Annotated in this window: 24 protein-coding genes; 22 read left to right on the plus strand and 2 right to left on the minus strand. The window is 34.8% G+C overall.

The genetic code is table 11. From position 1 onward, the window contains the following. Positions 1-4: 4 nt before the first annotated feature. Positions 5-952: a thioredoxin-disulfide reductase gene (gene trxB / locus TETH514_RS04730; RefSeq protein WP_255345463.1), complete on the plus strand. Its 948-nt coding sequence runs from the start codon at positions 5-7 to the stop codon at positions 950-952. A gap of 28 nt (positions 953-980) precedes the next feature. Here the strand turns inward: trxB and TETH514_RS04735 are convergent, their stop codons facing one another. Beyond that, a complete protein-coding gene (locus TETH514_RS04735) occupies positions 981-1,964 on the minus strand; it encodes a LysM peptidoglycan-binding domain-containing protein (protein WP_009052822.1) in 984 nt (327 codons plus the stop codon). Positions 1,965-2,069: 105 nt separating this feature from the next. On the opposite strand from TETH514_RS04735, the gene cwlD reads away from it, so the two are divergent. The 6 genes from cwlD (at position 2,070) to TETH514_RS04765 (ending at position 8,239) form a co-directional block, all read left to right on the plus strand. Beyond that, positions 2,070-2,750, plus strand: a complete 681-nt coding sequence (gene cwlD, locus TETH514_RS04740) for an N-acetylmuramoyl-L-alanine amidase CwlD (RefSeq protein ID WP_003868498.1) — start codon at positions 2,070-2,072, stop codon at positions 2,748-2,750. Positions 2,751-2,833: 83 nt separating this feature from the next. Further along, positions 2,834-3,466 carry a pyrophosphatase PpaX gene (gene ppaX, locus TETH514_RS04745; protein ID WP_003868499.1) on the plus strand — a complete coding sequence of 211 codons (633 nt, stop codon included), beginning with the start codon at positions 2,834-2,836 and terminating at the stop codon, positions 3,464-3,466. Positions 3,467-3,484: 18 nt separating this feature from the next. Beyond that, positions 3,485-4,429, plus strand: a complete 945-nt coding sequence (locus TETH514_RS04750; RefSeq protein ID WP_003868502.1) for a MoxR family ATPase — start codon at positions 3,485-3,487, stop codon at positions 4,427-4,429. Then, positions 4,422-5,576, plus strand: a complete 1,155-nt coding sequence (locus tag TETH514_RS04755) for a DUF58 domain-containing protein (protein ID WP_003868503.1) — start codon at positions 4,422-4,424, stop codon at positions 5,574-5,576. Before TETH514_RS04750 ends, TETH514_RS04755 begins: the two co-directional genes overlap by 8 nt. Then, the gene (locus TETH514_RS04760; RefSeq protein ID WP_003868504.1) at positions 5,545-7,737 is read left to right on the plus strand and encodes a transglutaminase domain-containing protein; all 2,193 of its coding nucleotides are present in this window, start codon (positions 5,545-5,547) and stop codon (positions 7,735-7,737) included. The genes TETH514_RS04755 and TETH514_RS04760 overlap by 32 nt, the downstream gene beginning before the upstream one ends. 88 nt (positions 7,738-7,825) lie before the next feature. Continuing rightward, positions 7,826-8,239: a universal stress protein gene (locus tag TETH514_RS04765; protein ID WP_003868505.1), complete on the plus strand. Its 414-nt coding sequence runs from the start codon at positions 7,826-7,828 to the stop codon at positions 8,237-8,239. Positions 8,240-8,248: 9 nt separating this feature from the next. Here the strand turns inward: TETH514_RS04765 and TETH514_RS04770 are convergent, their stop codons facing one another. Next, positions 8,249-8,644 carry a BON domain-containing protein gene (locus TETH514_RS04770; protein WP_009052821.1) on the minus strand — a complete coding sequence of 132 codons (396 nt, stop codon included), beginning with the start codon at positions 8,642-8,644 and terminating at the stop codon, positions 8,249-8,251. A 501-nt stretch (positions 8,645-9,145) separates the two neighbouring features. Here TETH514_RS04770 and TETH514_RS04775 point away from each other — a divergent pair. From TETH514_RS04775 to TETH514_RS04845, 15 genes are all read left to right on the plus strand, one after another. Continuing rightward, positions 9,146-10,384, plus strand: coding sequence for an IS110 family transposase (locus tag TETH514_RS04775; protein ID WP_172632714.1), 1,239 nt, complete (start codon positions 9,146-9,148; stop codon positions 10,382-10,384). 272 nt (positions 10,385-10,656) lie between these two features. Next, entirely contained in the window at positions 10,657-11,490 is an 834-nt protein-coding gene (cdaA, locus tag TETH514_RS04780) for a diadenylate cyclase CdaA (protein ID WP_009052820.1), read from the plus strand. Beyond that, entirely contained in the window at positions 11,480-12,670 is a 1,191-nt protein-coding gene (locus tag TETH514_RS04785) for a YbbR-like domain-containing protein (RefSeq protein ID WP_009052819.1), read from the plus strand. Before cdaA ends, TETH514_RS04785 begins: the two co-directional genes overlap by 11 nt. Before the next feature lie 200 nt (positions 12,671-12,870). Then, positions 12,871-13,935 (plus strand): butyrate kinase, encoded by a 1,065-nt coding sequence (gene buk / locus TETH514_RS04790; protein ID WP_172632713.1) that lies wholly within the window; start codon positions 12,871-12,873, stop codon positions 13,933-13,935. A gap of 13 nt (positions 13,936-13,948) precedes the next feature. Then, positions 13,949-14,845 carry a phosphate butyryltransferase gene (gene ptb, locus TETH514_RS04795; RefSeq protein ID WP_003867443.1) on the plus strand — a complete coding sequence of 299 codons (897 nt, stop codon included), beginning with the start codon at positions 13,949-13,951 and terminating at the stop codon, positions 14,843-14,845. A gap of 25 nt (positions 14,846-14,870) precedes the next feature. Next, complete coding sequence (locus TETH514_RS04800) at positions 14,871-15,938, plus strand: Glu/Leu/Phe/Val dehydrogenase (protein ID WP_009052817.1); 1,068 nt, start codon at positions 14,871-14,873, stop codon at positions 15,936-15,938. A 120-nt stretch (positions 15,939-16,058) separates the two neighbouring features. Then, on the plus strand, positions 16,059-17,132 hold the full coding sequence (gene buk, locus TETH514_RS04805) for a butyrate kinase (protein ID WP_172632711.1): 1,074 nt from the start codon (positions 16,059-16,061) through the stop codon (positions 17,130-17,132). Between the two features lie 14 nt (positions 17,133-17,146). Continuing rightward, entirely contained in the window at positions 17,147-17,821 is a 675-nt protein-coding gene (locus TETH514_RS04810; RefSeq protein WP_009052816.1) for a hypothetical protein, read from the plus strand. Between the two features lie 14 nt (positions 17,822-17,835). Next, on the plus strand, positions 17,836-18,048 hold the full coding sequence (locus tag TETH514_RS04815) for a 4Fe-4S binding protein (RefSeq protein ID WP_003867447.1): 213 nt from the start codon (positions 17,836-17,838) through the stop codon (positions 18,046-18,048). A gap of 15 nt (positions 18,049-18,063) precedes the next feature. Next, positions 18,064-19,131, plus strand: a complete 1,068-nt coding sequence (locus tag TETH514_RS04820; protein WP_009052815.1) for a 3-methyl-2-oxobutanoate dehydrogenase subunit VorB — start codon at positions 18,064-18,066, stop codon at positions 19,129-19,131. After that, the gene (locus tag TETH514_RS04825) at positions 19,131-19,880 is read left to right on the plus strand and encodes a thiamine pyrophosphate-dependent enzyme (protein ID WP_009052814.1); all 750 of its coding nucleotides are present in this window, start codon (positions 19,131-19,133) and stop codon (positions 19,878-19,880) included. The genes TETH514_RS04820 and TETH514_RS04825 overlap by 1 nt, the downstream gene beginning before the upstream one ends. Before the next feature lie 2 nt (positions 19,881-19,882). Continuing rightward, on the plus strand, positions 19,883-20,440 hold the full coding sequence (locus tag TETH514_RS04830) for a 2-oxoacid:acceptor oxidoreductase family protein (RefSeq protein WP_009052813.1): 558 nt from the start codon (positions 19,883-19,885) through the stop codon (positions 20,438-20,440). A 38-nt stretch (positions 20,441-20,478) separates the two neighbouring features. Next, entirely contained in the window at positions 20,479-21,369 is an 891-nt protein-coding gene (locus tag TETH514_RS04835; protein WP_003867451.1) for a bifunctional enoyl-CoA hydratase/phosphate acetyltransferase, read from the plus strand. Between the two features lie 28 nt (positions 21,370-21,397). Continuing rightward, complete coding sequence (gene iorA / locus TETH514_RS04840; protein ID WP_003867452.1) at positions 21,398-23,131, plus strand: indolepyruvate ferredoxin oxidoreductase subunit alpha; 1,734 nt, start codon at positions 21,398-21,400, stop codon at positions 23,129-23,131. A 6-nt stretch (positions 23,132-23,137) separates the two neighbouring features. Continuing rightward, positions 23,138-23,713, plus strand: coding sequence for an indolepyruvate oxidoreductase subunit beta (locus TETH514_RS04845; RefSeq protein ID WP_003867453.1), 576 nt, complete (start codon positions 23,138-23,140; stop codon positions 23,711-23,713). The last annotated feature ends 40 nt before the right edge of the window (positions 23,714-23,753 follow it).

A 23,753-nucleotide genomic window follows, 5' to 3' on the forward strand; every position in this document is an offset into this window, starting at 1 on the left:
TATTATATTTTATTTTCAAAGGAGGAGTGATTTTATTATGTACGATCTAATTATTTTAGGAGGAGGTCCTGCGGGACTTACTGCTGGATTGTATGCTGCAAGGTCAAGGCTTAAAACGGTACTTATTGAAAAAACTTATCTGGGAGGGCAAATAGTAAATACTTATCAGTTAGAAAATTACCCGGGTTATGAAGAGATAAGTGGTGCTGACCTTATTGCCAAGATGGAGGCACAGGTGAGAAAACACGGCCTTGAGATTGTTAATGAAGATGTTGAGAGTCTAGATATTACAGGAGATGTAAAGAAAGTTAAGACTTCTAATAAAACTTATGAAGCAAAAGCTATTATTTTAGCGATGGGCGCTACACCTAAAAAGTTAGGTGTTCCAAATGAGGATAGATTTATAGGGGCAGGTATCTCCTTCTGTGCTACCTGTGACGGAGCTTTTTACAGAGATGCCACAGTGGCAGTTATAGGCGGAGGAAATACAGCAGTAGAAGACGCGTTATACCTTACTAAATTTGCAAAAAAAGTCTATATAATTCATAGAAGAAATGAACTTAGAGCTACAAAGATTGAACAGGAAAAAGCCTTCGCAAATGAAAAAATTGAGTTTATTTGGGATACTGTAGTAGTTGATGTAGAGGGAGAGTATGGAGTAGAAAGACTCAAACTTAAAAATGTTAAAACAGGAGAAGAAAGCACACTAAACGTAGATGGTGTCTTTGTAGCTATTGGATATGCTCCTAATACAGAATTGGTGAAAGGCATAGTAGACCTTGATGAATATGGATATATCATGACAGATGATGATATGAGGACAAATATACCTGGAGTTTTTGCAGCTGGAGACATAAGGCATAAATCTTTAAGACAAGTTATAACGGCTGCTGGAGATGGCGCAATAGCGGCTTATGTAGCAGAAAAATATATAGACAGCCTAAAAAAATAGTCAGGATTTTTCCTGACTATTTTTCACTTTATTCTTCTTGCTCTTGTTCTTGTTCTGCATTTATTTCTTGTACTTCTTGGTTATAGACTATTTCTTGTGAAGATGTAGGAATTATAATTCTCTGACCGGGATAAATCAAATTAGGGTCTTTAATATCTGGATTTGCCTTTAATATAACGTCTACTGTTGTATTGAAAGTTTTTGCTATATTCCATAAAGTGTCACCAGGTTTTACTATATAAACTTTTCCTGGTGGTGTAGGGGTAGTAACAGGAGGAGTTCCAAACAAGAGTGCATTCCATGTCACATTATCGACAATTCCTGTTACTGGAAGTCCTCTGCTTTGCTGATACGCTTTTACGGCTTCTTCTGTTTTTCTTCCAAAGATACCATCAATAGGACCAGGGTCAAAGCCCAAAGATTTTAGTCTTGCTTGGAGATTTACTACAAAGGGTCCTTTATCTCCAATCTTTAGTGTGGGATATTCAATGGGTGGCGATGTGGGACAAGGAATTATTAATGTTTGCCCAGGGTATATCATATTTGGATTTATTAAATAGTTTGCTTTAATTAGCTCCTCCAATGATACTCCAAATTTTTGTGCTATAGTCCATAAAGTATCTCCTGGCTGTACTGTGTAATAAGTTGGACAAGGCTTTTGTGCGGGAGGTGGTGAAGGTAGTGGTGGTTGTGGTGCGATTATTTTTGCTCCAGGGATGAATAGCTTTTGACCCGGATATATTGTATAAGGGTATGTGAGATTATTTGTATAAATGATAGCTTCGTAAGGAACATTAAATTTTTGAGCAATAAGATATAGAGTATCTCCAGGTTGGACAGTATAATAACTTCCTTGTACTGGAATGACAAGCCTTTGTCCAGGATATATTAAAGATGGATTTATAATGTTGTTTCTTGTGATTATAGCGTCAACTGAGGTGTTAAATTTTTTAGCAATTGAAAATATCGTGTCTCCTGGTTGTACTACGTATGTGAATTCTAAAGTGACCATATTTTTACCCCCTTCCTTTAATCATAATATGTGGATTTTATTATTAAGTGACATATAAACTTTTTTAGATGAATAATTTTTACTAAAAGATAAGGGGATGGGGACATGGTATTTAAAAGGTGGATGATGTTTTTACTAATTGTAAGTTTAATAGTAGGGTTATATAGTTTTAAAAAAGGGTATTATATAGCTGCTTTTAAAACTGTTCCAATAATGAATAAAGTTATTGTCATAGATGCGGGACATGGAGGACCGGACCCTGGGAAACCTGGAAAATATGGAAAAGATGAGGATGAGTTAAATCTTGAGATTGCTCAAAAATTAAGAGAACTTATTGAAGAAAGTGGTGGGATTGTAGTGATGACAAGGGAAGACGACACTTTGTCAGATAGCTCTCTTTCAAAGGATTTAAAAAATAGAGTGGTAAAAGCAAATGAAGTAATAGCAGATGTTTTAATTAGTATTCATTTAAATAGCTTTAGTCAATCTAAATACAAAGGGGCACAGGTATTTTATCAAAACAATTCTGAAAAAGGTAAACTATTAGCAGAACTTATTCAACAAGAGTTAAGAAATACGTTAGATCCGAATAACGACAGGATGGCTAAAAGTTCTAATAGTTATTACCTTTTGCGAAACGCTAAAATGCCGGCAGTTATTGTGGAATGTGGCTTTATGTCAAATCCTGAAGAAGAAAAACTTTTAAATGACGAAAATTATCAATATAAAATTGCTTGGGCAATATATAAAGGTTTAATACATTATTTTCAAAAAGTTTCAGAATAGAAAAATTTTTCACTTCATGTCTTGTTATGAAGTGATTTTTTTTGTATACTAAAAGAAGAAGAGAATTTATGAAGGGAGATAATATGGGGATAAAAACAGTACTTTTCGATTTAGATGGAACGATTATTGATACCAATGAACTTATTATTGAGTCTTTTAAATACACAATAGAACGGCATTTAGGATATACCGTAAAACCGGAAGACGTTACTCCTTACTTTGGAGAACCCCTTCCAATAACTTTAAAAAGATTTAGCCAAGATAAATGGGAATTAATGCTGGATACTTATAGACAATACAATGAGTTTAATCATGATAAATATACCAAAATAAGAAAAGATGTAAAAGAAGCCCTTGAATTTATGCATAAAAAAGGTATAAAAATGGGTATAGTTACATCTAAAAGGAGAGAATTGGCTATAAGGGGATTAAGGCTTTTTGACTTGGAAAAGTATTTTAAGGTAATTGTAGCATTAGAAGACACTGAAAAACATAAGCCAAATCCGGAGCCAATTTTAAAAGCTTTGGAACTACTCAATGCTAATAAAGAAGAGACTTTAATGGTGGGAGACAGTCCTTATGACATATTATGTGCTTCTAATGCTGGGGTAAAAAGTGTGGCTGTTAAATGGACAATCTTGCCCTTTAATCTCTTAGAGGAAGCAAAACCGGATTATGTCATAAATGATATGTTAGAAATTCTAAAAATAATTTGAATATATGGTGGGGTAAAAATGGATAATATTGCTGTAGAAAAAATTATAGAGAATATAGAAAGAGTAATAATAGGGAAGAGAAAAGTTATTGAACTTGTGGTAATAGCTTTATTGGCTGAAGGTCACGTCCTAATTGAGGATGTTCCTGGTGTAGGAAAGACTTCTTTAGTTAAGGCTTTAGCTAAATCAGTAAATCTTAAATTTAAACGAATACAATTCACACCGGACCTTTTGCCTTCAGATGTTATAGGCATAACTATTTACAATCAATTAAAGAATGACTTTGAATTTAAAGCAGGTCCTATAATGAGTCAGATAGTTTTAGCTGATGAAATCAACAGAACTTCTCCTAAGACTCAATCTAGCCTCTTAGAGGCAATGGAAGAAAGACAAATAACTGTTGATGGGGTTACTTATTCTTTACCTAAGCCTTTTATGGTATTGGCTACCCAAAATCCAATTGAATATGAAGGGACTTTTAGATTGCCAGAAGCTCAATTGGACAGATTTATGATAAAAATAGAGATAGGTTATCCCGATGAATATCAGGAAATGATGATTTTAAAAAATTTCGAGAGAGAGGACCCTTTAGAGTCTCTTTCTCCAGTAGCCGATGCTGAAGACATAAAGGAAATGCAAGTGAAGGTAAAGTCTGTCTATGTAGATGATCTAGTCAGAAATTATATTGTCACATTAGTTGCTAATACCAGAAAAAGCAAAGCAATAAGGTTAGGTGCAAGTCCAAGAGCTACTGTAAATTTAATGAGAGCTGCTCAGGCAAAGGCCTTTTGCGAAGGAAGAAATTATGTTTTACCAGATGATGTAAAAGAATTAGCGGTACCTGTGTTATCTCATAGAATCATTTTAAAAAATGAAGAAAGATTTGAAGGATTGGACGAGAAAATGTTTATTAAAAATATTGTAGATACCACAAAGGTGCCGGTGATAAAAAGATATGCATAATAAAATTTTTCTTTTATTGCTCCTAATAGTTTCTTTTGCCTTTGCCATTTTTAGCGGCGGGAAAATACTTTATTTGCTTGTCTATGAATTTGCATTTTTTATCCTTTTGAATTACCTGTATATAAGGCATATAAAGAATTCTATATATATCCATGTTATATCTCATAAAAATGAAATTACTGTTGGAGAAGAGATAGCCTATGAAATAACTTTGATAAACAATAGTTTTCTTCCTGTTTTTAATCTTAAAATTATTGACTATTCTCCTCTAAATGCTAAATTTAAATCAGAAGAATGGTATCTTATGCCTTTTAAAAATAAAAAGGTACAAAAAAAAATTGTGATTTCAAAAAGAGGAATATATTTTCTTGGACCTTTTGAAGTAGAAATAAAAGATCCTTTTGGAATTTTTAATGTAGTAAAAAAATATGATTTTAAATTAAAATTTGTAGTGCTACCAAGGATTCATAATATAAATGTGGAATTGAAGGCAAGACAACAATTAGGAAATATAGAGGCGGAAAATAAAGCTTTTGAAGATTATACTAATATATCGCAATTAAGAAAGTACAATTATGGTGACAGCATTAAAAGGATTCATTGGAAGGTGTCAGCAAAGAAAAGAGAACTCTACGTGAAAGAATTTCAAGTATCCGCGATGAGTGAAGTTTATATTTTGTGGGATTTAGATAAAAACCATTTTGCTATGGATACCCAAGGAATAATAGATGAAAATTGTGCTGAATGCATGTTATCTATAGCGAAATTTTGCCTTTTACATAGTATTCCTGTAAGTGTTATAGATTACAATACTGGTAAGGTTCATATAAAAGGAAGAACGATTAAAGATTTTAAAAATTTTATTGAGGCTTCTTTAAGGAATTTTCCAGTTTACGAAAAAAGTCTAGAGGACTTTTTGAGATTATATAAAAGTATTCCCTATGATGTGACTCTTATTTTAATAACTCCTTATTTGAATAATGTAATTTTAGGAGAATTAGCGGATTTAAGAAGCAGTAATAGAGAATTAATAATCTATTATGTTAATGACCCAAAAGAAATTGAAGATAAAATTAGCAAATTAGATATCGAAGTTGTTTTCTGGGGGAAGAAAGATGTCAAAAGAGCTAAAAAAGAGTTTGCATGAACACATTATGACAATTGCCCTATCTCTTGTGGTTATATTATCTGCTGTTAGCGGCTTTAGATTCTCATATCCTTTCTATTATCTTTTACTATTAGATATAGTATTAGTGATATTTTTTGCTTTTTTGCTCAAAAGGCCACAATTGATAATATTTTTGCTTACAAGCCTTTTACTTATAGATGTCATAGTTTTTATCAAATATCGCAGCTTATTAGTGAGTATTGTATCTTATATTGATGGTTTTATAAAATGGGCGGATATTTATATGAATTATACAATTTCGCCTCCAGGCTTTGACCTTTTAACAGAAAAATATAGATTTTTTATGATTATAATGACCGTTGTTATAGTAACACTGATTATTACGTTATTAAATATTATCATAAGGAGTTGGTTTTTAACTTTATTTTCAGGAATATTGTTTTTTGTTGTGCAGTGGTATAATTATGTAGATGCTGCTTACCTCTATATGACAGTTTATATTACGCTTTGTTTTATAGATATTGGAATAAAGAACTATTTTAAAAAAGGCAGTGCCAAAGCACCTATTGCAGTTTTTTTGATTGTTGTAATCTTTCTATCTTCTATTACCTCTATCAGTGCTCAATTGATGCCGAAAAACTTTAAACCCGTTAAGTGGGAAACATTGAATAATTGGTTTTATGATACTTTCCCTTTTACTAGAGATTGGAGAAATGGCGAAGGAACTAATGATGATTGGTTTGGGGAAACGGTTTTTACTACTTTTGCCAATGAATTAGGCGGAAATGTGAAACCGAATAATTTTTTAATAATGGAAGTAGAAGCCGATGAAAGTACTTACCTTAGGGGAATGGTCTATGATACTTATACTTATTCCTCAAAAAGTCCTTTAATTTATGATAATTTTTCTAATAGATGGGAAAATTCCAGACAACAGTATATGTATGTAGAAAGCAGCGATAAAATTCCGCCAACTTTCAGTAATAATGTAAATTTTGAAGTAAAAACTATCACAGTAATTCCACTAAAAATTAAGTCAGATATTCTTTTTTCCCCTTGGCAACCTCATAAACTAAGCTATGATTTTTATTATGAAGTTGATAATTTAAACTTAAGAGCAAAAACCTCTCATGGTACTGGAGAGCCTTATGTTGTCACTTATTTAAAGCCACAAATTGATTTAAATTCACTGAGGCAAAAAGGTAACGAGACTTTAAAAGGCGAAGAAAGAATAAGATATTTGTCTTATCCAGCTACTCTTCTACCAGAAAGAGTGAAAGATTTAGCTTATTCTATCACAAAAGACAAAAAAACTCTTTATGATAAGGTAAAAGCAGTGGAAGAATATTTAAGGCAATACCCTTATTCTTTAGATGTTCCTCCTACTCCTTCGGATAGAGATTTTGTTGACTATTTTTTATTCGATCTAAAAAAAGGATATTGCTCTTATTATGCGACGGCAATGGTGATTATGCTCAGGACGATTGGAATTCCTGCACGATATGTAGTGGGATTTAGAATGCCATCAGCACCTAGTAGTGATGGCAAATACAGGATTACCGCTGCCAATGCTCACGCGTGGGTAGAGGTATATTTTGATGACTACGGTTGGATTACTTTTGAACCAACACCTAATTATCCCTCATTAGAATTTCCAATGTTCCTTTCCAATAATAATCACTTAAATTTAGAAAATGATATGGAATTACAACCAGATAACGAAAATAAAGATTCTCATAGTCCAGTTGATAAACTGCAACAAAGTGATAATACTAAGACAACTTCTCAGGAAATTGCTTCTTCTAATGATAATAAATTTAATATTTTGCCTTTTGGTTTAATATTGATAGTGACTTTAGTGACAATAACTTCTTTATATTGGTGGGATCGGAAGAAAAAAATTAATAATTTGGACAATAAGTTTTTGGTGATATATTATTATGAAAAAATTGTAAAGTATTTAGCTAAAAAAGGCTTGAAAAAGTTAGATACAGAAACTCCTTTAGAATATCAAAAAAAAGTGTTGGGAAATGGGTATATAGGTTTCAGTGAAGTTACGCGGATATACAATGAAACAGTTTATGGAGGTAAAACACCTTCTCAAGAAGAGGTAGGTTATCTAAAAGAATTTATAAAAGAGTTAAAGAAAAAGAGACAGTTAAATCTAAAAAGAATATAAGGTTTATTAATGAATTTGACATAGGTTAGAGAACTAACATATAATAATATTTGGAAGGAAAGTATGCATCTGAAAGGGGTTTATTAAAATGGTTTTAAGTTACGAGCCTGGCGTGAAAAGCAGGATCATGGTGTGCGTAACCCCGCAGAAAAGTTGCCGCAGGCTTGTGGAAAGAGGCGCTGAAAGAGCAAAAGAGACTAATGGTGAGTTTTGCGTTGTATACGTTAACAAAAACAACGACATCTCAAATGATTTAAAGCAAAACAAAGTATTGCTGGAGCTCTTTGATTTAGCACAAAAAATGGGTGGCAGAGTTTCTATTTTGGTGGGTAAAAAAATCTCAAAAACGCTGGCAGAATTTGCGAAAGAAAACAATATAACCGAGATAATAGTAGGCAAGTCTTTAAGGTCTGCTCTGGATGTTATACTTCATGGAGATGTGATAAATCCATTGAAAAAAGAAGTAGAAAAGAATGATATAAGAGTAGAAGTCATAGAATAACATATCCTTCTATGACTTCTCTCTAATTTTTATATGATTTATTACTTTTTTTACCCCATTTACGCTTTGAGCTGCTTCATTGGCTAATTCTTTTTCTTTTAAATTATTTACATATCCACTTAATGTTACTGTCCCATTGTTTGCTGTAATAACTAAATCAGGTAAACTCAAATCATAACGAGACAGCTTTTGTACTACTAAATTTACAAGAGACACATCTTTTTCTACACCTTCCACGCTTTCTGCTATTTTTTGAGCGTGATTTTTTTTGGATAAGTTATCTACTATTCCGTACAAAGTTACATGTCCATTGATACACCGAACATTTATATCTACCCCGTAAGACACCATTTCCTTTTCTAATTTTTCCCTTATATTTTTTTCTATAATTTTATCTTTATTCATTTTCATCCTCCTCGTATAATTAATTTTAAAGACAATAAATTTGTCTCACTTCTTAAAAATTTAATAAAGCGCATTTATAACTGGAAATCTTTAATATTCTCATCTTGTCTAAAATCTTATCTATTGCCATGAATCCGTAATATTGCGCAATATGCAGGATTCATGGCGCGGCCGTCTCATCTTTTTTCGGCCTTATTATTTACTTTTGAGATAACTTGTAGCATTATTATACTGTAAAGTTAATGTGGGACAGGCTTTCGTCCTCCATGCGGCTTGACCGCTCTTTTAAGTGTGGTCCCTACACCAGATTTGCCATCTCTAACGCGAAATCTGCTTTGTCATATATAAGCCCCTGGCAGCAGAGGATTCAGGCTTATATATTAAGAGCTAATTGCGAGGTTGCTACATAATCTGGTTGCTAGGGTTATCTCAAATTAACTTTTACTTACTATATCAATTTTGAAAGGAGGTGTAACAATCTTGAATAAGCTTTTTGTTGGTATGGATGTAAGCCTGAATGATGTCAAGGTTCATATTCTCGACCAGGAGGGTAATGATGCTTCCTCTCGTTTTTCTGTAGAAAATAACCCTCATGGTTGTGATGTTATAGTATCACGTATCTTGGAGTGTTGTAATAAATACAATATCCAAAAGGTCTTTATTGGTTTGGAATCTACTTCAGTCTATGGCTGGCACCTCCAGTATTATTTGGCTGATCATTCTGCTCTTAAGCCTTATCAACCTTCTATTACTACTTTTAATGCTAATATTATTAATGCTTTTAAAAAGTCTCTCGGTAATTTGCCTAAAAATGACTGGATTGATGCCTTTGCTATTGCTGAAAAACTGAGATTCGGTAGACTCCCCAAATCTTGTTCTGTAGATTTTAGATATCTTGCTCTCCAGAGGCTTACTCGCCATCGCTTTCACATTGTTAATAGTATTGTTAGAGAAAAAAATTATTTCCTCAGCAATTTGTTCCTTAAGTTTAGCGGTTTGTGCCAAAATAAAGTCTTTAGTAATAATTTTGGAGCAACTGCTACTGAAATGTTTAATGAGTTTTTCACCCTTGATGATATTGCGGCTCGACCGCTTGATGAACTTGCCGGCTTTTTGGTTGATAAGAGTAAAGATCGTTTTGATGATCCAGAAGCTACAGCTAAATTGCTTCAAGAGGCTGTTCGCAAGTCTTATAGAATTAATGCTACTGTAGATGATTCTTTAAACTTTGTTATCAAGTCTTGCTTTGATAATCTACAGTCCCTTGAAAAACAGAAGAAAGCTGTAGAAAAAGCCATTATTAATGAGGTCAAAGGATTTAACAATGAATTCCTTTGTCTTACATCAGTAAAAGGTATTGGCCCAACCATCGCAGCCGGCTTAATATCTGAGATAGGCGGAATTTCAAGGTTTGATAATGATAATGCCCTTGCAAAGTTTTCCGGCCTTTATTGGTCAGAGTACCAGTCTGCTGATTTTAAAGCGGAGGACACATATCTCAAGCGTACTGGTAATGAGTATCTCAGATATTATTTTATTCAAGCAGCTGACCAGCTCAGGAAGTATTTACCTGAGTTCTCACAATACTATGCCCGCAAATTTAAAGAAAGCAAAACTCACAAGCATAAACGTGCTCTTGTATTGACTGCACGTAAAACTGTAAGGTTAGTCTTCGCTCTGCTGCGCGAAGAAAAACTTTATAAATCCCCAATAATGAAAGGAGATGATTGTATAAGTTAACATATTATCCCATAACCATATTTTACATTAATTTCCATCAGCTTATTGCGTGATGGTTAGCTTTGCTATGCCCTTTTTTAGGTTATTTTATTAAATTTTTTTTGAATTTTTTTATCACCCTCTTGACATATTACCGAAATACTTATTTTTTGCTAAAATAATTTTTCCACTTTAATTAAAATTTAATTCAGTTTAAATTATTTTTTATTCAAATTTGTTGTATAATTAATATGTACACACAATTTACCACAAAGCCTTGAGAGGTGAATTTTTTGTTTAATGGACTTATAGATATCATAAAAACAATGCGAATTAACGATGTAATAGATATTTTAATAATAGCTTATGTCCTGTACCGCTTAATTTTGGTAATACACAAAACACGAGTAGAGCAGTTGCTTAAAGGGCTTGCTGTGTTAATTGTAATTACCAAAGTGAGCGAATGGCTACAAATTAGGACAGTCAATTATATATTGCGAAATGCTATGACTGTAGGAGTTATTGCGCTTTTAATTGTTTTTCAGCCGGAGTTAAGGCGTGGATTAGAGTCTTTAGGTAGGAGCGGGTTCTTAGGCAAAAATTTCTTCTTTTTTAATGAAGAGGAAAAAGATATGTCAGAGGTTTTGGGAGAGATATGCGATGCGGTGCAATTTTTGTCCCGCTCAAAAATAGGGGCTTTAATTGTTTTAGAAAGGGAGACAGGCCTTAATGAGCTCATTGAAACTGGCATAGCCATGGATTCTAAAATTTCCAGTGAGCTTTTAATAAATACCTTTATACCAAATACGCCCTTACACGATGGAGCTGTCATAATTCGTAGAGATAGGATTATGGCGGCAGGTTGTTTTTTACCTTTAACAGACAACCAAAATCTAAGTAGTGAATTAGGAACACGCCATAGAGCGGGAATAGGTGTTACTGAAATATCTGATGCGGTAGCGATAATCGTTTCTGAAGAGACAGGCACTATTTCTCTTGCACAAAATGGCAGGATTTCAAGACATTTAGATGCAAAAACTTTAAAAGAGGTGTTGTCGAGCATATTTGAAGTAAAAGATACCAAAAAGCCCGTATGGAAAAAATGGGGGAACAAACATGCTGACTAAAGATTTTACAATAAAATTGCTGTCACTGGTATTGGCTTTTTTACTGTGGCTTTATGTAATGGGAGAAGAAAATCCAGAAATTCCTTATGAAATAAGCAATGTGCCTGTCAAATTGATTAATAGCGATACTTTAGAGAAAAAAGGACTTATTGTTTTAGATGAAAAAAATTATACGGTAAATGTAAAAGTAAAAGGAAGACGAAGTGATGTTCTGAATATAGCAGCCCAGAATATATCAGCTTTTGCAGATTTAAGCAGAGTAAATTCTAATGGGACAAATGTCATTCCTGTTACAGTAGAAGGATTACCTAGAAATGTCTCCTTAGTTTCAATAAATCCATCAGAAATAAAGGTAGAAATAGATAATATTGCGAAAACGCAAATGCCAGTTACTGTAAAAGTAATTGGCAATGTGATGGATGGCTATGCTATGCAACCTGCTGTCCCCACGCCGGGAGAGGTATTGGTGATTGGACCAGAAAGTAAAATTAATCTTATAAAAAATGTGATAGCTGGGGTCAATGTTTCTTATAAAAAAGAGGATGTAAAAATCTCTGTTCCAGTGGTTGCTGTTGACAGAGAAGGAAAAGAAGTAAAAGGCGCTACTATTACTCCTAATCTTGTTGAAGTATATATTCCTGTAAATAAATCTATACGTGTGCCTGTAGTTCCTAAAATATTCGGGAAACCAATGGAAGGATATATGATAGCATCTGTAAATGTACTGCCAGAGTACGTGTATATTACTGGTGATGAGACTGTCCTAAATACGATAAAATCTATAAGTACTAAGCAAATCGATATTTCTGGGAAAAATGAACCTGTCACTGAAAATGTACCTTTTGATTTGCCAGATGGTGTGAAACTTGTTAAAAGTGATATTAATGTAAAAGTATATGTGGATATACAAAAAATAGCGACTAAAGAGATTACTATAAGCAATATAGATATACGAGGAGCAGACAACAAAAATGTTGTAATTCAAAATCCAGATTTAGTCATTACTATATCTGGCCCAGAAAGTGTAGTTAATGGAGCGAAAGCTTCCGATTTTAACGCATATATAGACGTAACCAATCTGCCAATGGGTGATCATTCTTTAACTGTAAATATAAATACTAACTTGAACTTGCAAATAATTAGGATTAAACCTGACAAAGTAACTGTTAATATTCAATAGGCGGGTACTTCCCGCCTATTAATTTTGCTAAAAATCTATCAATTCCACAAAATATAAAGTCTTTATAAAAAAATTTTAATTTAAGAGAAGGATTTTTGACAAATATGTAGAATTAAAATATTGTAAGGTTAAAAAATTTTTAATAACGCTCAAAAATTGTAATAGAACTTCATATTATGTATTAAGAAGGGCAGGTGAACCTGTTGAAAGTTTTAGTTATTAATCCGGGTTCTACTTCTACTAAAGTGGCATTGTATGAAGAGGAAAAAGAAATTGTAAAAACGGAGATTGTCCACGACATTGAAGCGCTTAAAAGATATAAGAGTATCATTGAGCAATTTGATTTAAGGTTAAATGCTATAAATGATTGGATAGAGCAAAACAACATAAACTTGAAAGAAATATCTGCAATTGTGGTAAGAGGAGGACTTATTAAACCCGTTCAAAGTGGTACTTATTTTGTAAACGATATTATGCTTGAGGATTTGAGAAGGGGAGTTGGAGGTGAACATGCTTCAAATCTCGGTGGACTAATTGGAAGAGCTATAGGAGATAAGTATAATATTCCCGTTTATACATTAGATCCTGTAGCTGTTGATGAAATGGAAGATGTTGCAAGAATTTCTGGCCTCCCTGAACTTCCAAGAAAAAGCCAATCTCATGCTTTAAACATAAAAGCGTGTGTTCATCGATATGCAAGGGAAAATAGCATTAATGAGGAGAATTTAAATCTTGTTGTTGCTCATATGGGAGGAGGTATTTCAGTAGCGGCGATAAAGGGAGGAAAAATTGTAGATGTAAATAATGCAAATCAAATGGGGCCCTTTTCTCCTGAGAGGACAGGCAGCCTGCCATCGATGAAAGTTGTTGACCTTTGTTATTCTGGTAAATACAGTTTTGATGAGATGAAGAAAAAAGTTGTAGGTATGGGTGGAATGGTAGCCCATCTTAGGACAAATGATGCGAAAGAAATAGAAAGACGCATACAAAATGGTGATAAAAAAGCTAAATTAGTTTTTGAAGCTATGGCTTATCAAATTGCAAAGGAAATTGGCAGAATGGCGGCAGTATTAAAGGGGGACGTAAAATCAATTATTTTAACTGGTGGACTTGCTTATTCTAAACGACTAATAGAGATAATCATTGATATGACCAGCTTTATTGCACCGATAACTCTTTATCCAGGGGGAGATGAAATGGAAGCCTTAAGAGATGGTGCATTAAGGGTTTTAAGAAATATTGAAAAGCCCAAGATTTATAGCTGATGAGGTGTAGGATATGAGAACATTTGAAGAAATGTATAACTATGTAAAAGATTTACCGCCTAAAACAATAGCAGTAGCGCAGGCAGCCGATGAAGATGTATTGGAAGCGATTAAAGAAGCTCATGAAAGAGGCATAGTAAAAGCCATATTAGTTGGTGATAAAGAAAAAATAGAAAGGATAGCATCTTCAATATTAATGCCTTTAAAAGAGCACGAAATAATAGATACAAAAAATAACTTAGAAGCTTGTCGCGAAGCTGTAAAGATTGTGAGTGAAGGCAAAGCGGACATATTGATGAAAGGCCTTGTACAGACGGCGGAGATATTAAGGGTTGTTTTAGATAAGGAAATTGGTCTTCGAACTGGTAGAACGTTAAGCCATGTGGCTGTTTTTGAGTCTCCTTATAACAGGCTTATACTTTTGACAGATGCGGCAATGAACATTGCCCCTGATTTGAAAGTGAAAATAGACATAATTTTAAATGCAGTAGACGTTGCAAGGCAAATTGGAATTGATGCTCCAAGGGTTGCAGTTTTAGGAGCTGTCGAAACAGTTAATCCTGATATGCAAGCTACATTAGATGCAGCAATACTTTCAAAAATGAGTGAAAGAGGTCAAATCAAAGGGGCTATAATAGATGGGCCGTTGGCTCTTGATAATGCTTTATCAGTAGAAGCAGCGCGGCATAAAGGGATAATAAGCCCTGTTGCAGGTAATGCTGACATTCTTTTAGTTCCAGATATTGAAGCTGGTAATATGCTGTATAAAGCTATAACCTATATAGCAGAAAGAAGGATAGCAGGGATAATAATGGGGGCAAAAAGGCCGATTGTCTTGACTTCAAGGGCAGACTCCAGTGAAGCTAAATTTAACTCTATAATGTTGGCATCTCTTGCTTCTAATGTTTGATTATTAAAGAGGGGGGAAGATATTTATGAAAATATTTGACATAATGGAAACTAAAGATTATGAAAATGTGATTTTATGCCATGACAAGACTTCAGGTCTTAAGGCGATAATTGCAATTCATGACACAACTTTAGGTCCTGCTTTAGGCGGATGTAGGATGTGGACTTATGACTCAGAAGAGGATGCAATAAACGATGCATTAAGGCTTGCAAGGGGAATGACTTACAAAAATGCTGCTGCTGGTTTAAACTTAGGTGGTGGCAAAACAGTTGTAATTGGAAATCCGAGAAAAGACAAATCAGAAGCATTGTTTAGAAGTCTTGGAAGGTATATAGAGTCCCTTAAAGGAAGATATATAACTGCTGAGGACGTGGGAACAAACTTAAAAGATATGGAATATATACGTTATGAGACAAAATACGTTGCAGGGCTGGCTGAAACCAGTGGTGACCCATCTCCTTTTACAGCATATGGGGTATTTAGAGGAATACAAGCAGCAAGCGAAGAAGTTTTTGGTACTTCAGATCTTAAAGGCATGAGAATTGCAATACAAGGAGTAGGAAATGTAGGATACAATTTAGCAAAGCACCTATATGAAGCAGGAGCAAAGCTAATTGTGACAGACATATTTGAGGACAATGTAAAAAGAGCAGTGGAAGAATTCAAAGCCGAATATGTAAAACCAGATGAGATATACGGAGTAGAGTGTGACATATTTGCGCCTTGTGCTTTAGGAGCGATAATAAACGATGAGACAATTCCACAGCTTAAGTGCAAGATAGTAGCAGGTTCAGCTAATAACCAGTTAAAAGAAGAAAGGCATGGAGACATACTGCAGGAGAAAGGGATACTCTATGTTCCGGATTATATCATAAATGCGGGTGGAGTTATAAATGTAGCTGATGAGCTCAATCCTTCTGGTTATAACAGAGATAGGGCTATGAGAAAGGTTTCAATGATATTTGATACAGTGAAAAAGGTGATACAGAAGTCCAAAGAAGAGAACATTCCGACATATGTTGCAGCTGACAGAGTTGCGGAAGAGAGGATAAAAACTATTGCTGCCGTAAAAGACAATTATATTGTTAAATAATGAGCAGGATCTTCCTGCTCATTCCTTAAAATTTTGAAATAACATTAATAAATTTTTGAAAAAACTTTAATGTAAAAACGAAGTGTAATATAATATAAATTGAGGAAATAGACGGAGGGGATTGTTTTGTTTTTGATTCTCGTAATAAATCCCGGTTCTACATCTACAAAAGTTGCCGTGTTTAGAGACAAAGAGCCGGTTTTTACTGAGACTTTGAGACACAGTACTGAAGAACTTAGCAAATACAAAAGTATTATTGACCAGTTTGAATTTAGAACTCAGGCGATTTTAAATATGTTAAAAGAAAAAGGCATTTCTCTTTCAGAAATTGATGCAATAGTAGGGAGAGGCGGACTTTTAAAGCCAATAGAAAGTGGAACTTATATTGTAAATGAAAAAATGATAGAGGATTTAAAGAAGGCTGAAAGAGGAGAACATGCTTCCAATTTAGGGGGTATAATTGCTTATACTTTAGCTAAAGAACACAATATTCCAGCTTATATAGTAGACCCTGTAGTAGTAGATGAATTAGAGGATATAGCAAGAATAACAGGAATGCCTGAGATTGAAAAATCTAGTATATTCCATGCTTTAAATCAAAAAGCAATTGCTCGCCGTTTAGCTGCTGATTTAAACAAAAAATACGAAGAAGTAAATTTAATTATTGCTCATTTAGGTGGCGGTATATCTATTGGGGCTCATAAACACGGCAGAGTAGTAGATGTAAATGATGCTTTAAATGGGGAAGGGCCTTTTTCTCCAGAAAGAGCGGGAGGACTTCCTGTACTTGACTTAGTAAAATTATGTTATAGTGGTAAATACACCTATCAGGAGATGAAAAAGAAGTTAATAGGACAAGGGGGAATAGTGGCACATTTAGGCACTAACGATGTAAGAGAAGTTTATAAAAAAATTGAAGAAGGAGATAAAAAAGCAGAATTGGTCTTAGAAGCTATGGCCTATCAGACAGCTAAGGAAATTGGAGCGATGGCAGTGGTTTTAAAAGGCCATGTAGATGCAATAGGAATTACAGGTGGAATAGCGTATAACGAGGATTTTGTAAAAAGGATAAGTGAAAGGGTAAAATTTATAGCTCCTGTTTATGTATATCCTGGTGAGGATGAGATGTTAGCTTTGGCGCAGGGGGCATATCGGGTGCTTAGCGGTGAAGAAAAAGCTAAAATGTATAGTTAAAGGGATGATAGATAATGGATTTTAAAAGATTGACAATTGTAGTAGGGCATTACGGTACAGGTAAGACGGAAATTGCGATAAATTATGCTAAGCTTATAAGAGAATCAGGAAAAGAGGTAGAAATAGTCGATTTAGATATTGTAAATCCATATTTTAGGTCGAGGGAAGTGAGAAAAGAACTTTTCGATAAGTGGGGAATACGAGTAGCAGGAGTAGAAGAGAAATATATGAATGCAGATGTGCCTGCTATTTCTCGTAACATCTATGGGGCATTATACAGCAAGGATAAATATGCAGTCTTCGATGTTGGAGGAGACGATGTAGGAGCAACTCCATTAGGTCAGTATCGGCATATAATAAAGGATCAAGATGTAGAAGTATTATTTGTGATTAATGTAAACAGGCCACTAACAAAAGATGTAAAATCGGTAATTGAATATCTTAAATCGATTGAAGAAGCAGCTAAAATTAAAGTGACTCATTTGGTAAACAATACCCATTTATCTTATGAAACAACAGTAGAGGATATTTTAAAAGGTCAAAAAGTGGTGGAGGAAGTCTCGAAAATTACAGGGATACCTATTAAGATGGTTACTGTAAAAAGAGAATTACTCAACCAAGTTCCTGACTTAGGATATCCAATATTTCCAATTGACCTTTATATGAAAACTCCGTGGGATAAAATGTGAGAGGAGGAATTTATGTGGCAAAAGTTATTTTTAATGAAGAGTTATGTAAAGGTTGCGAATTGTGTGTTAATGCCTGTCCTAAAAATATTATTGAGATGGATTTAAGTAAAATAAATGTGAAAGGATATCATCCTGCTACTGTTAAGCCTGAAAATATGGACAAATGTATAGGTTGTGCATTTTGCGCGATGATGTGTCCTGATACTGTTATAACAGTTATAAAATAAATGGAGGGGAGTAAGATGGCTAAGGTATTAATGAAAGGTAATGAGGCGTTAGCGGAAGCAGCTATTCAAGCTGGGTGTAGACATTACTTTGGTTATCCTATAACACCTCAAAATGAGGTTACGGCTTACATGGCAAAAAGAATGCCAGAGGTAGGTGGCGTATTTTTACAAGCAGAAAGTGAAGTTTCTGCTATAAATATGGTATATGGGGCAGGTGGAGCAGGAGCTCGTGTTATGACTTCCACCAGCAGCCCTGGTTTGAGTCTTATGCAAGAGGGTATCTCATATCTTGCAGGTGCTCAAATACCTTGTGTAATTGTGAATATAATGAGGGGTGGCCCAGGATTAGGGGATATTCAAGGAGCTCAAGGAGATTACTTTCAATCTACAAAAGGAGGAGGCCATGGAGATTATAGATTGATTGTCCTTGCTCCTTCTACAATCCAAGAAATGGCAGATTTAGTCCAAGAAGCTTTTGACATTGCAGATGAATATCGAAACCCTGTTGTAATATTAGGGGATGGAATGTTAGGTCAAATGATGGAGCCGGTAGATTTTGATAATATTCAGAAAAAGACAAGGAATATTCCTGAAAAAATGTGGGCTACTACAGGCAGAGGAAATAGAGAGCATAGAAACATAATCAACTCTTTATATATCGATCCACCTGTATTAGAGAAATATAATTATGAATTATTTGAAAAATATGCAAAGGCTGAAAAGAATGAAGTTAGATATGAAATGATAAATTGCGAAGATGCGGATATTATTTTAGTTGCTTATGGTACTATTGCCCGCGTAGCAAAGAATGTAATGAATATTGCAAGAAGAGAAGGGTATAAAGTAGGATTAATAAGACCTATTTCCTTGTGGCCTTTCCCGAAAGAGCCTTTTGAAAAGACAGTTGATACAGCAAAAGCTTATTTGACTGTAGAAATGAGCATGGGACAAATGGTAGAAGATGTAAAACTTGCAGTACAATTCAAAAAACCGGTCTATTTCTACGGAAGGCCGGGTGGTATGATACCAGAACCAGCTGTGATGCTAGAACAAATTAAGAAAATAGCAGGGGGTGTGAAATAATGGCTGTTGTATTTCAAAAAACAAAGGGATTAACAGATACGCCTTTCCATTATTGTCCCGGTTGTACCCACGGTATAATCCATAGGCTGGTAGCTGAAGTTATGGAAGAATTAGATGTTTTAGATAAAGCAATAGGAGTTGCTCCTGTAGGATGTGCTGTATTTGCATATGAGTATTTTAATTGCGATATGCAAGAGGCTGCTCATGGAAGGGCTCCAGCAGTTGCTACAGGTATAAAGAGAGTTCATCCTGATAAAATTGTGTTTACTTATCAAGGAGATGGAGACTTAGCAGCTATTGGAACGGCAGAGATTGTTCATGCGGCTGCAAGGGGAGAAAATATAACAGTTATTTTTGTCAACAATGCTAACTATGGAATGACAGGAGGACAAATGGCTCCTACTACATTAATTGGTCAGGAAACAACTACTACTCCTTACGGAAGAAAGCCAGAAATAAATGGTTATCCCATTAGAGTGAGTGAAATGCTAGCAACACTTGAGGGGACAGCGTATATTGAAAGAGTAGCGGTTTATGATGTGAAACATGTAATGCAGGCTAAAAAAGCTATAAAAAACGCATTTTTAGCTCAAATACAAAAGAAAGGATTTGCAATGGTAGAAGTTCTATCTAGTTGTCCTACTAACTGGGGTATGACACCGATAGAGGCATTAAATTGGATAAAAGATCATATGGAACCTTATTACCCTTTGGGTGTGTATAAAAACACCTTAGAGGAGGTTAAGTAATTATGGAAGAAAGAATAATCTTTGCAGGCTTTGGTGGTCAAGGAGTTTTGTCAATGGGGCTTATAATTACCTATGCGGGAATGTTTGAGGGAAAAAATGTGTCTTGGACTCCTTCTTATGGTCCTGAAATGAGAGGAGGAACAGCCTACTGCAATGTCACAGTATCAGATGAAGAGGTAGGCTCTCCGGTTATTACAGAGGCTACTTCTGTAATTGTAATGAATAGGCCTTCTTTAGACAAATACGAATCTTATGTAATACCAGGTGGTAAATTATTCATAAATACTTTATTAGTAGACAGAAAAGCAGAGAGAAAAGACATAGAAGTGTATGAAATACCTGCTAATGATATTGCTAATGAATTGGGTAATTTAAAAATTGCTAACATGGTGATGTTAGGAGCTTTCATAGAAGCTACTAAAGTTGTAAAATTGGAAACAGTGTTAAAAGCTCTGCCTGAGGTCTTTGGCAAAGGTAAGGAGCATTTGATACCTATAAATGAAAAAGCCTTAAATAAGGGAGCAGAATTAGTAAAAAATCTCATTACAACTAAAAAATAACCTCTTCGGAGGTTATTTTTTCTACAGGAGGTGCTAATTTGAAAAAATTAAGTGAAATTGTGGAAAGAGCCAAAGGAGTTAATAAAAAATTTACGGTGGCAGGGGCAGAAGACAGTGAAGTGCTTTTAGCTTGTGAAGCTGCGAAAAAAGAAGGCATAGGACAGCCTGTATTGATAGGTTCAAAAGAAAAGATAGAGACATTATCTAAAGAATTGAATATTAATATAGAGGATTATGAAATAATTGACGAAGCAGAAGAAGTGCAAAAATGTAAAAAAGCAGTCATAGAAGTTAAAGAAGGTAGAGCCTCTTTTGTGATGAAAGGCCTTGTTCCTACTGCTACTCTTTTAAAGGCAGTTCTTGACAGCGAATACGGCATTAGAGGAGAAGGTTTATTAAGTCATGTAATGGTTTACGAAATTCCAAATTATCATAAATTATTACTTTTAACCGATGGAGGAATGAATATAAGTCCTACATTAGAAGAGAAAGTGCAAATTTTAAGAAATGCTATCAAAGTAGCAAAAGCTATAGAAATAGAAAATCCTAAAGTAGCCTGTTTGTCGGCGGTAGAAGTGGTAAACCCTAAAATGCCTTCTACTGTTGAAGCCGCTAAATTAAAGGAAATGAACCAAAGAGGTGAGATAGAAGGAATAGTAGATGGTCCTTTAGCATTTGACCTTGCCATAAGCAAAGAGGCAGCAATTCACAAAGGAGTAAAAAGTGAGGTTGCAGGAGATGCAGATATATTATTAGTACCTTTTATAGAAGTTGGAAATGCTTTGGGTAAAAGCTTTACTTACTTTGCGAAGGCAAGAAGTGCGGGAATTGTGGTAGGAGCAAAAGCACCAATTGTCTTAGTGTCAAGAGCTGATTCCCACGAAGACAAGTTCAATTCCATAGCTTTTGCATGTGCTGTCTCTGTTTGATAAAGATAAATTAAATGGGGGGAAATGAATGAAAAAAATAATGATGGGGGATGAAGCAGTAGCCCGTGGTGCTTATGAGTACGGCATCACTTTTGCTGCTGCATACCCTGGTACACCAAGCACAGAGATATTAGAGAATATAGCTAAGTACAAAGAAATATATTCGGAATGGGCTCCAAATGAAAAAGTTGCTATTGAAGCAGCGATCGGTGCTTCTATCGCTGGAGCTAGAAGTCTTGCTGCAATGAAACATGTTGGCCTTAATGTGGCAGCAGACCCACTTTTCACTTTTGCTTATACGGGAGTTAATGGTGGATGTGTAATTGTGACGGCAGATGACCCCGGAATGCATTCTTCTCAAAATGAACAGGACAATAGGTATTATGCAAAATTTGCTAAGATACCAATGTTAGAACCTTCAGACAGCCAAGAATGTAAAGATTTTGTAGAATACGCATTGGATATCAGCGAAAAATACGATACTCCTGTTTTGCTGAGACTTACTACAAGAGTAAGTCATGGAAAAGGAGTAGTGGAGTTAGGGGAAAGGCAAAAAATTGAAATGAAACCTTATAAAAAAGATATTCCTAAATATGTAATGGTGCCTGCTAATGCACAAAAAAGGCATGTAGTTGTAGAAGAAAGGTTAAAGGCTTTAAGACAATTGTCAGAAGAAATTTCTATTAACAGAATAGAATGGAATGATAGAGAAATTGGCATAATTACCAGTGGTATAAGCTATCTTTATGTAAAAGAAGTTTTTGGAGATGAAGTTTCAATCTTAAAATTAGGAATGACTTATCCTTTGCCATCAGAGCTTATAAAAAAATTCGCAGAAGGAGTTAAAAAACTATACGTTGTAGAGGAATTGGAACCTTACATCGAAGAACATGTAAAAAGCTTAGGAATAAAAGTCATAGGCAAAGAGATATTGCCGATAGTAGGGGAATTAAATCCTGGTATAATAAGAAAAGCTATAAAGGGTGAAGAATTAGAGCATATATCAGTTGATACAAAAGTGCCAGGTAGACCTCCTATGCTTTGTGCAGGATGTCCTCACAGGGGAGTTTTCTACGTATTGAAAAAAAAGAGAGTTCCAGTCTTAGGCGACATTGGATGTTATACTTTAGGGGCAGCTCCTCCACTGGAAGCTATAGATACCTGTGTTTGCATGGGAGCAAGTATTTCTGGATCTCACGGATTCCAAAAGGCCAATGAACACAAAGGAAGGAAACAAAAGATTTTTAGTGTAATAGGTGACTCAACTTTCTTCCATTCAGGAATAACAGGTTTGATTGATATAGTCTACAATAAAGGAAATGCTGTACCTATAATTCTTGACAACCGCATAACAGCTATGACGGGGCACCAGCACAATCCTGGAACTGGGAAAACTTTGATGGGAGAAGAGGCTCCAGAAATAGATATAGCGAAATTAAGTGAAGCAATAGGAGTAAAAAGAGTAAGAGTGGTTGATCCTTTTAACTTAAAAGAAGTTGAAAATGCTGTTGATGAAGCTATGAATACTGACGATACAATGGTAATTGTAGCAAAGGGACCTTGTGCTTTGATTCCTCCGAGACCTCAGGGAGAGTGTAGAATAGACCAAGATAAATGCAAAAAATGCGGTTTGTGTCTAAGGATAGGTTGTCCTGCTATAAGCAAAAAAGATGGAATATTTAGCATAGACCCTGACCAGTGTACAGGATGTACAGTTTGTATGCAGGTATGTCCTTTCGATGCTATAGAAAAGGTGAGGTGAAATAAAGTGCAAGAAGTGAAAAGCATATTAATGGTAGGGGTAGGAGGGCAAGGCACTATTCTAGCCAGTAATGTTTTGGCGGAAGGACTATTAAAAAGTGGTTATGATGTAAAAATGTCAGAAGTCCACGGCATGTCTCAAAGAGGAGGAAGTGTCAATACTCAAATAAGGTTTGGAGAAAAAGTTTATTCTCCAGTCATTGAAGTTGGGGCTGCTGATGTTATCGTAGCCTTTGAAAAAATGGAAGCTGTGCGATGGTTAAATTATCTTAAAAAAGACGGCGTTGTCATTGTAAATACGGTAGAAATACCTCCACTTTCTGTGCTCATAAGCAAAGAAGAGTATCCCAAGAACTTAATTGAGGAAATATCAAAAAGCGTAAAGATAATTGCAGTAGATGCAGATAAAATAGCAGAGAGCCTTGGAAATATAAAGGCTCAAAATATAGTTCTTTTAGGAGTACTTGTTAAATATTTAGGACTACAAGGCATTGATTGGGAAGAGGTAATAAAAAATAACGTGCCACAAAAATTTGTTGAATTAAATACAAATGCCTTTAGAAAAGGGCTGGAGGTAATCTAAGAGGGGGAGATAATTTCCTCCATTTTTTATTAAAAGAAGG

It is taken from the genome of Thermoanaerobacter sp. X514 (genome assembly GCF_000019065.1).
Taxonomy (GTDB): Bacteria; Bacillota; Thermoanaerobacteria; order Thermoanaerobacterales; family Thermoanaerobacteraceae; genus Thermoanaerobacter; species Thermoanaerobacter pseudethanolicus.

What these genes read in the sequence shown, in the direction of transcription:
- TETH514_RS04735 (WP_009052822.1), bottom strand. Translation starts at nt 1,964, where the DNA reads ATGGTCACTTTAGAATTCACATACGTAGTACAACCAGGAGACACGATA.
- cwlD (WP_003868498.1), top strand. Translation starts at nt 2,070, where the DNA reads ATGGTATTTAAAAGGTGGATGATGTTTTTACTAATTGTAAGTTTAATA.
- ppaX (WP_003868499.1), top strand. Translation starts at nt 2,834, where the DNA reads ATGGGGATAAAAACAGTACTTTTCGATTTAGATGGAACGATTATTGAT.
- TETH514_RS04750 (WP_003868502.1), top strand. Translation starts at nt 3,485, where the DNA reads ATGGATAATATTGCTGTAGAAAAAATTATAGAGAATATAGAAAGAGTA.
- TETH514_RS04755 (WP_003868503.1), top strand. Translation starts at nt 4,422, where the DNA reads ATGCATAATAAAATTTTTCTTTTATTGCTCCTAATAGTTTCTTTTGCC.
- TETH514_RS04760 (WP_003868504.1), top strand. Translation starts at nt 5,545, where the DNA reads ATGTCAAAAGAGCTAAAAAAGAGTTTGCATGAACACATTATGACAATT.
- TETH514_RS04765 (WP_003868505.1), top strand. Translation starts at nt 7,826, where the DNA reads ATGGTTTTAAGTTACGAGCCTGGCGTGAAAAGCAGGATCATGGTGTGC.
- TETH514_RS04770 (WP_009052821.1), bottom strand. Translation starts at nt 8,644, where the DNA reads ATGAATAAAGATAAAATTATAGAAAAAAATATAAGGGAAAAATTAGAA.
- TETH514_RS04775 (WP_172632714.1), top strand. Translation starts at nt 9,146, where the DNA reads ATGGATGTAAGCCTGAATGATGTCAAGGTTCATATTCTCGACCAGGAG.
- TETH514_RS04785 (WP_009052819.1), top strand. Translation starts at nt 11,480, where the DNA reads ATGCTGACTAAAGATTTTACAATAAAATTGCTGTCACTGGTATTGGCT.
- ptb (WP_003867443.1), top strand. Translation starts at nt 13,949, where the DNA reads ATGAGAACATTTGAAGAAATGTATAACTATGTAAAAGATTTACCGCCT.
- TETH514_RS04800 (WP_009052817.1), top strand. Translation starts at nt 14,871, where the DNA reads ATGAAAATATTTGACATAATGGAAACTAAAGATTATGAAAATGTGATT.
- TETH514_RS04810 (WP_009052816.1), top strand. Translation starts at nt 17,147, where the DNA reads ATGGATTTTAAAAGATTGACAATTGTAGTAGGGCATTACGGTACAGGT.
- TETH514_RS04820 (WP_009052815.1), top strand. Translation starts at nt 18,064, where the DNA reads ATGGCTAAGGTATTAATGAAAGGTAATGAGGCGTTAGCGGAAGCAGCT.
- TETH514_RS04825 (WP_009052814.1), top strand. Translation starts at nt 19,131, where the DNA reads ATGGCTGTTGTATTTCAAAAAACAAAGGGATTAACAGATACGCCTTTC.
- TETH514_RS04830 (WP_009052813.1), top strand. Translation starts at nt 19,883, where the DNA reads ATGGAAGAAAGAATAATCTTTGCAGGCTTTGGTGGTCAAGGAGTTTTG.
- iorA (WP_003867452.1), top strand. Translation starts at nt 21,398, where the DNA reads ATGAAAAAAATAATGATGGGGGATGAAGCAGTAGCCCGTGGTGCTTAT.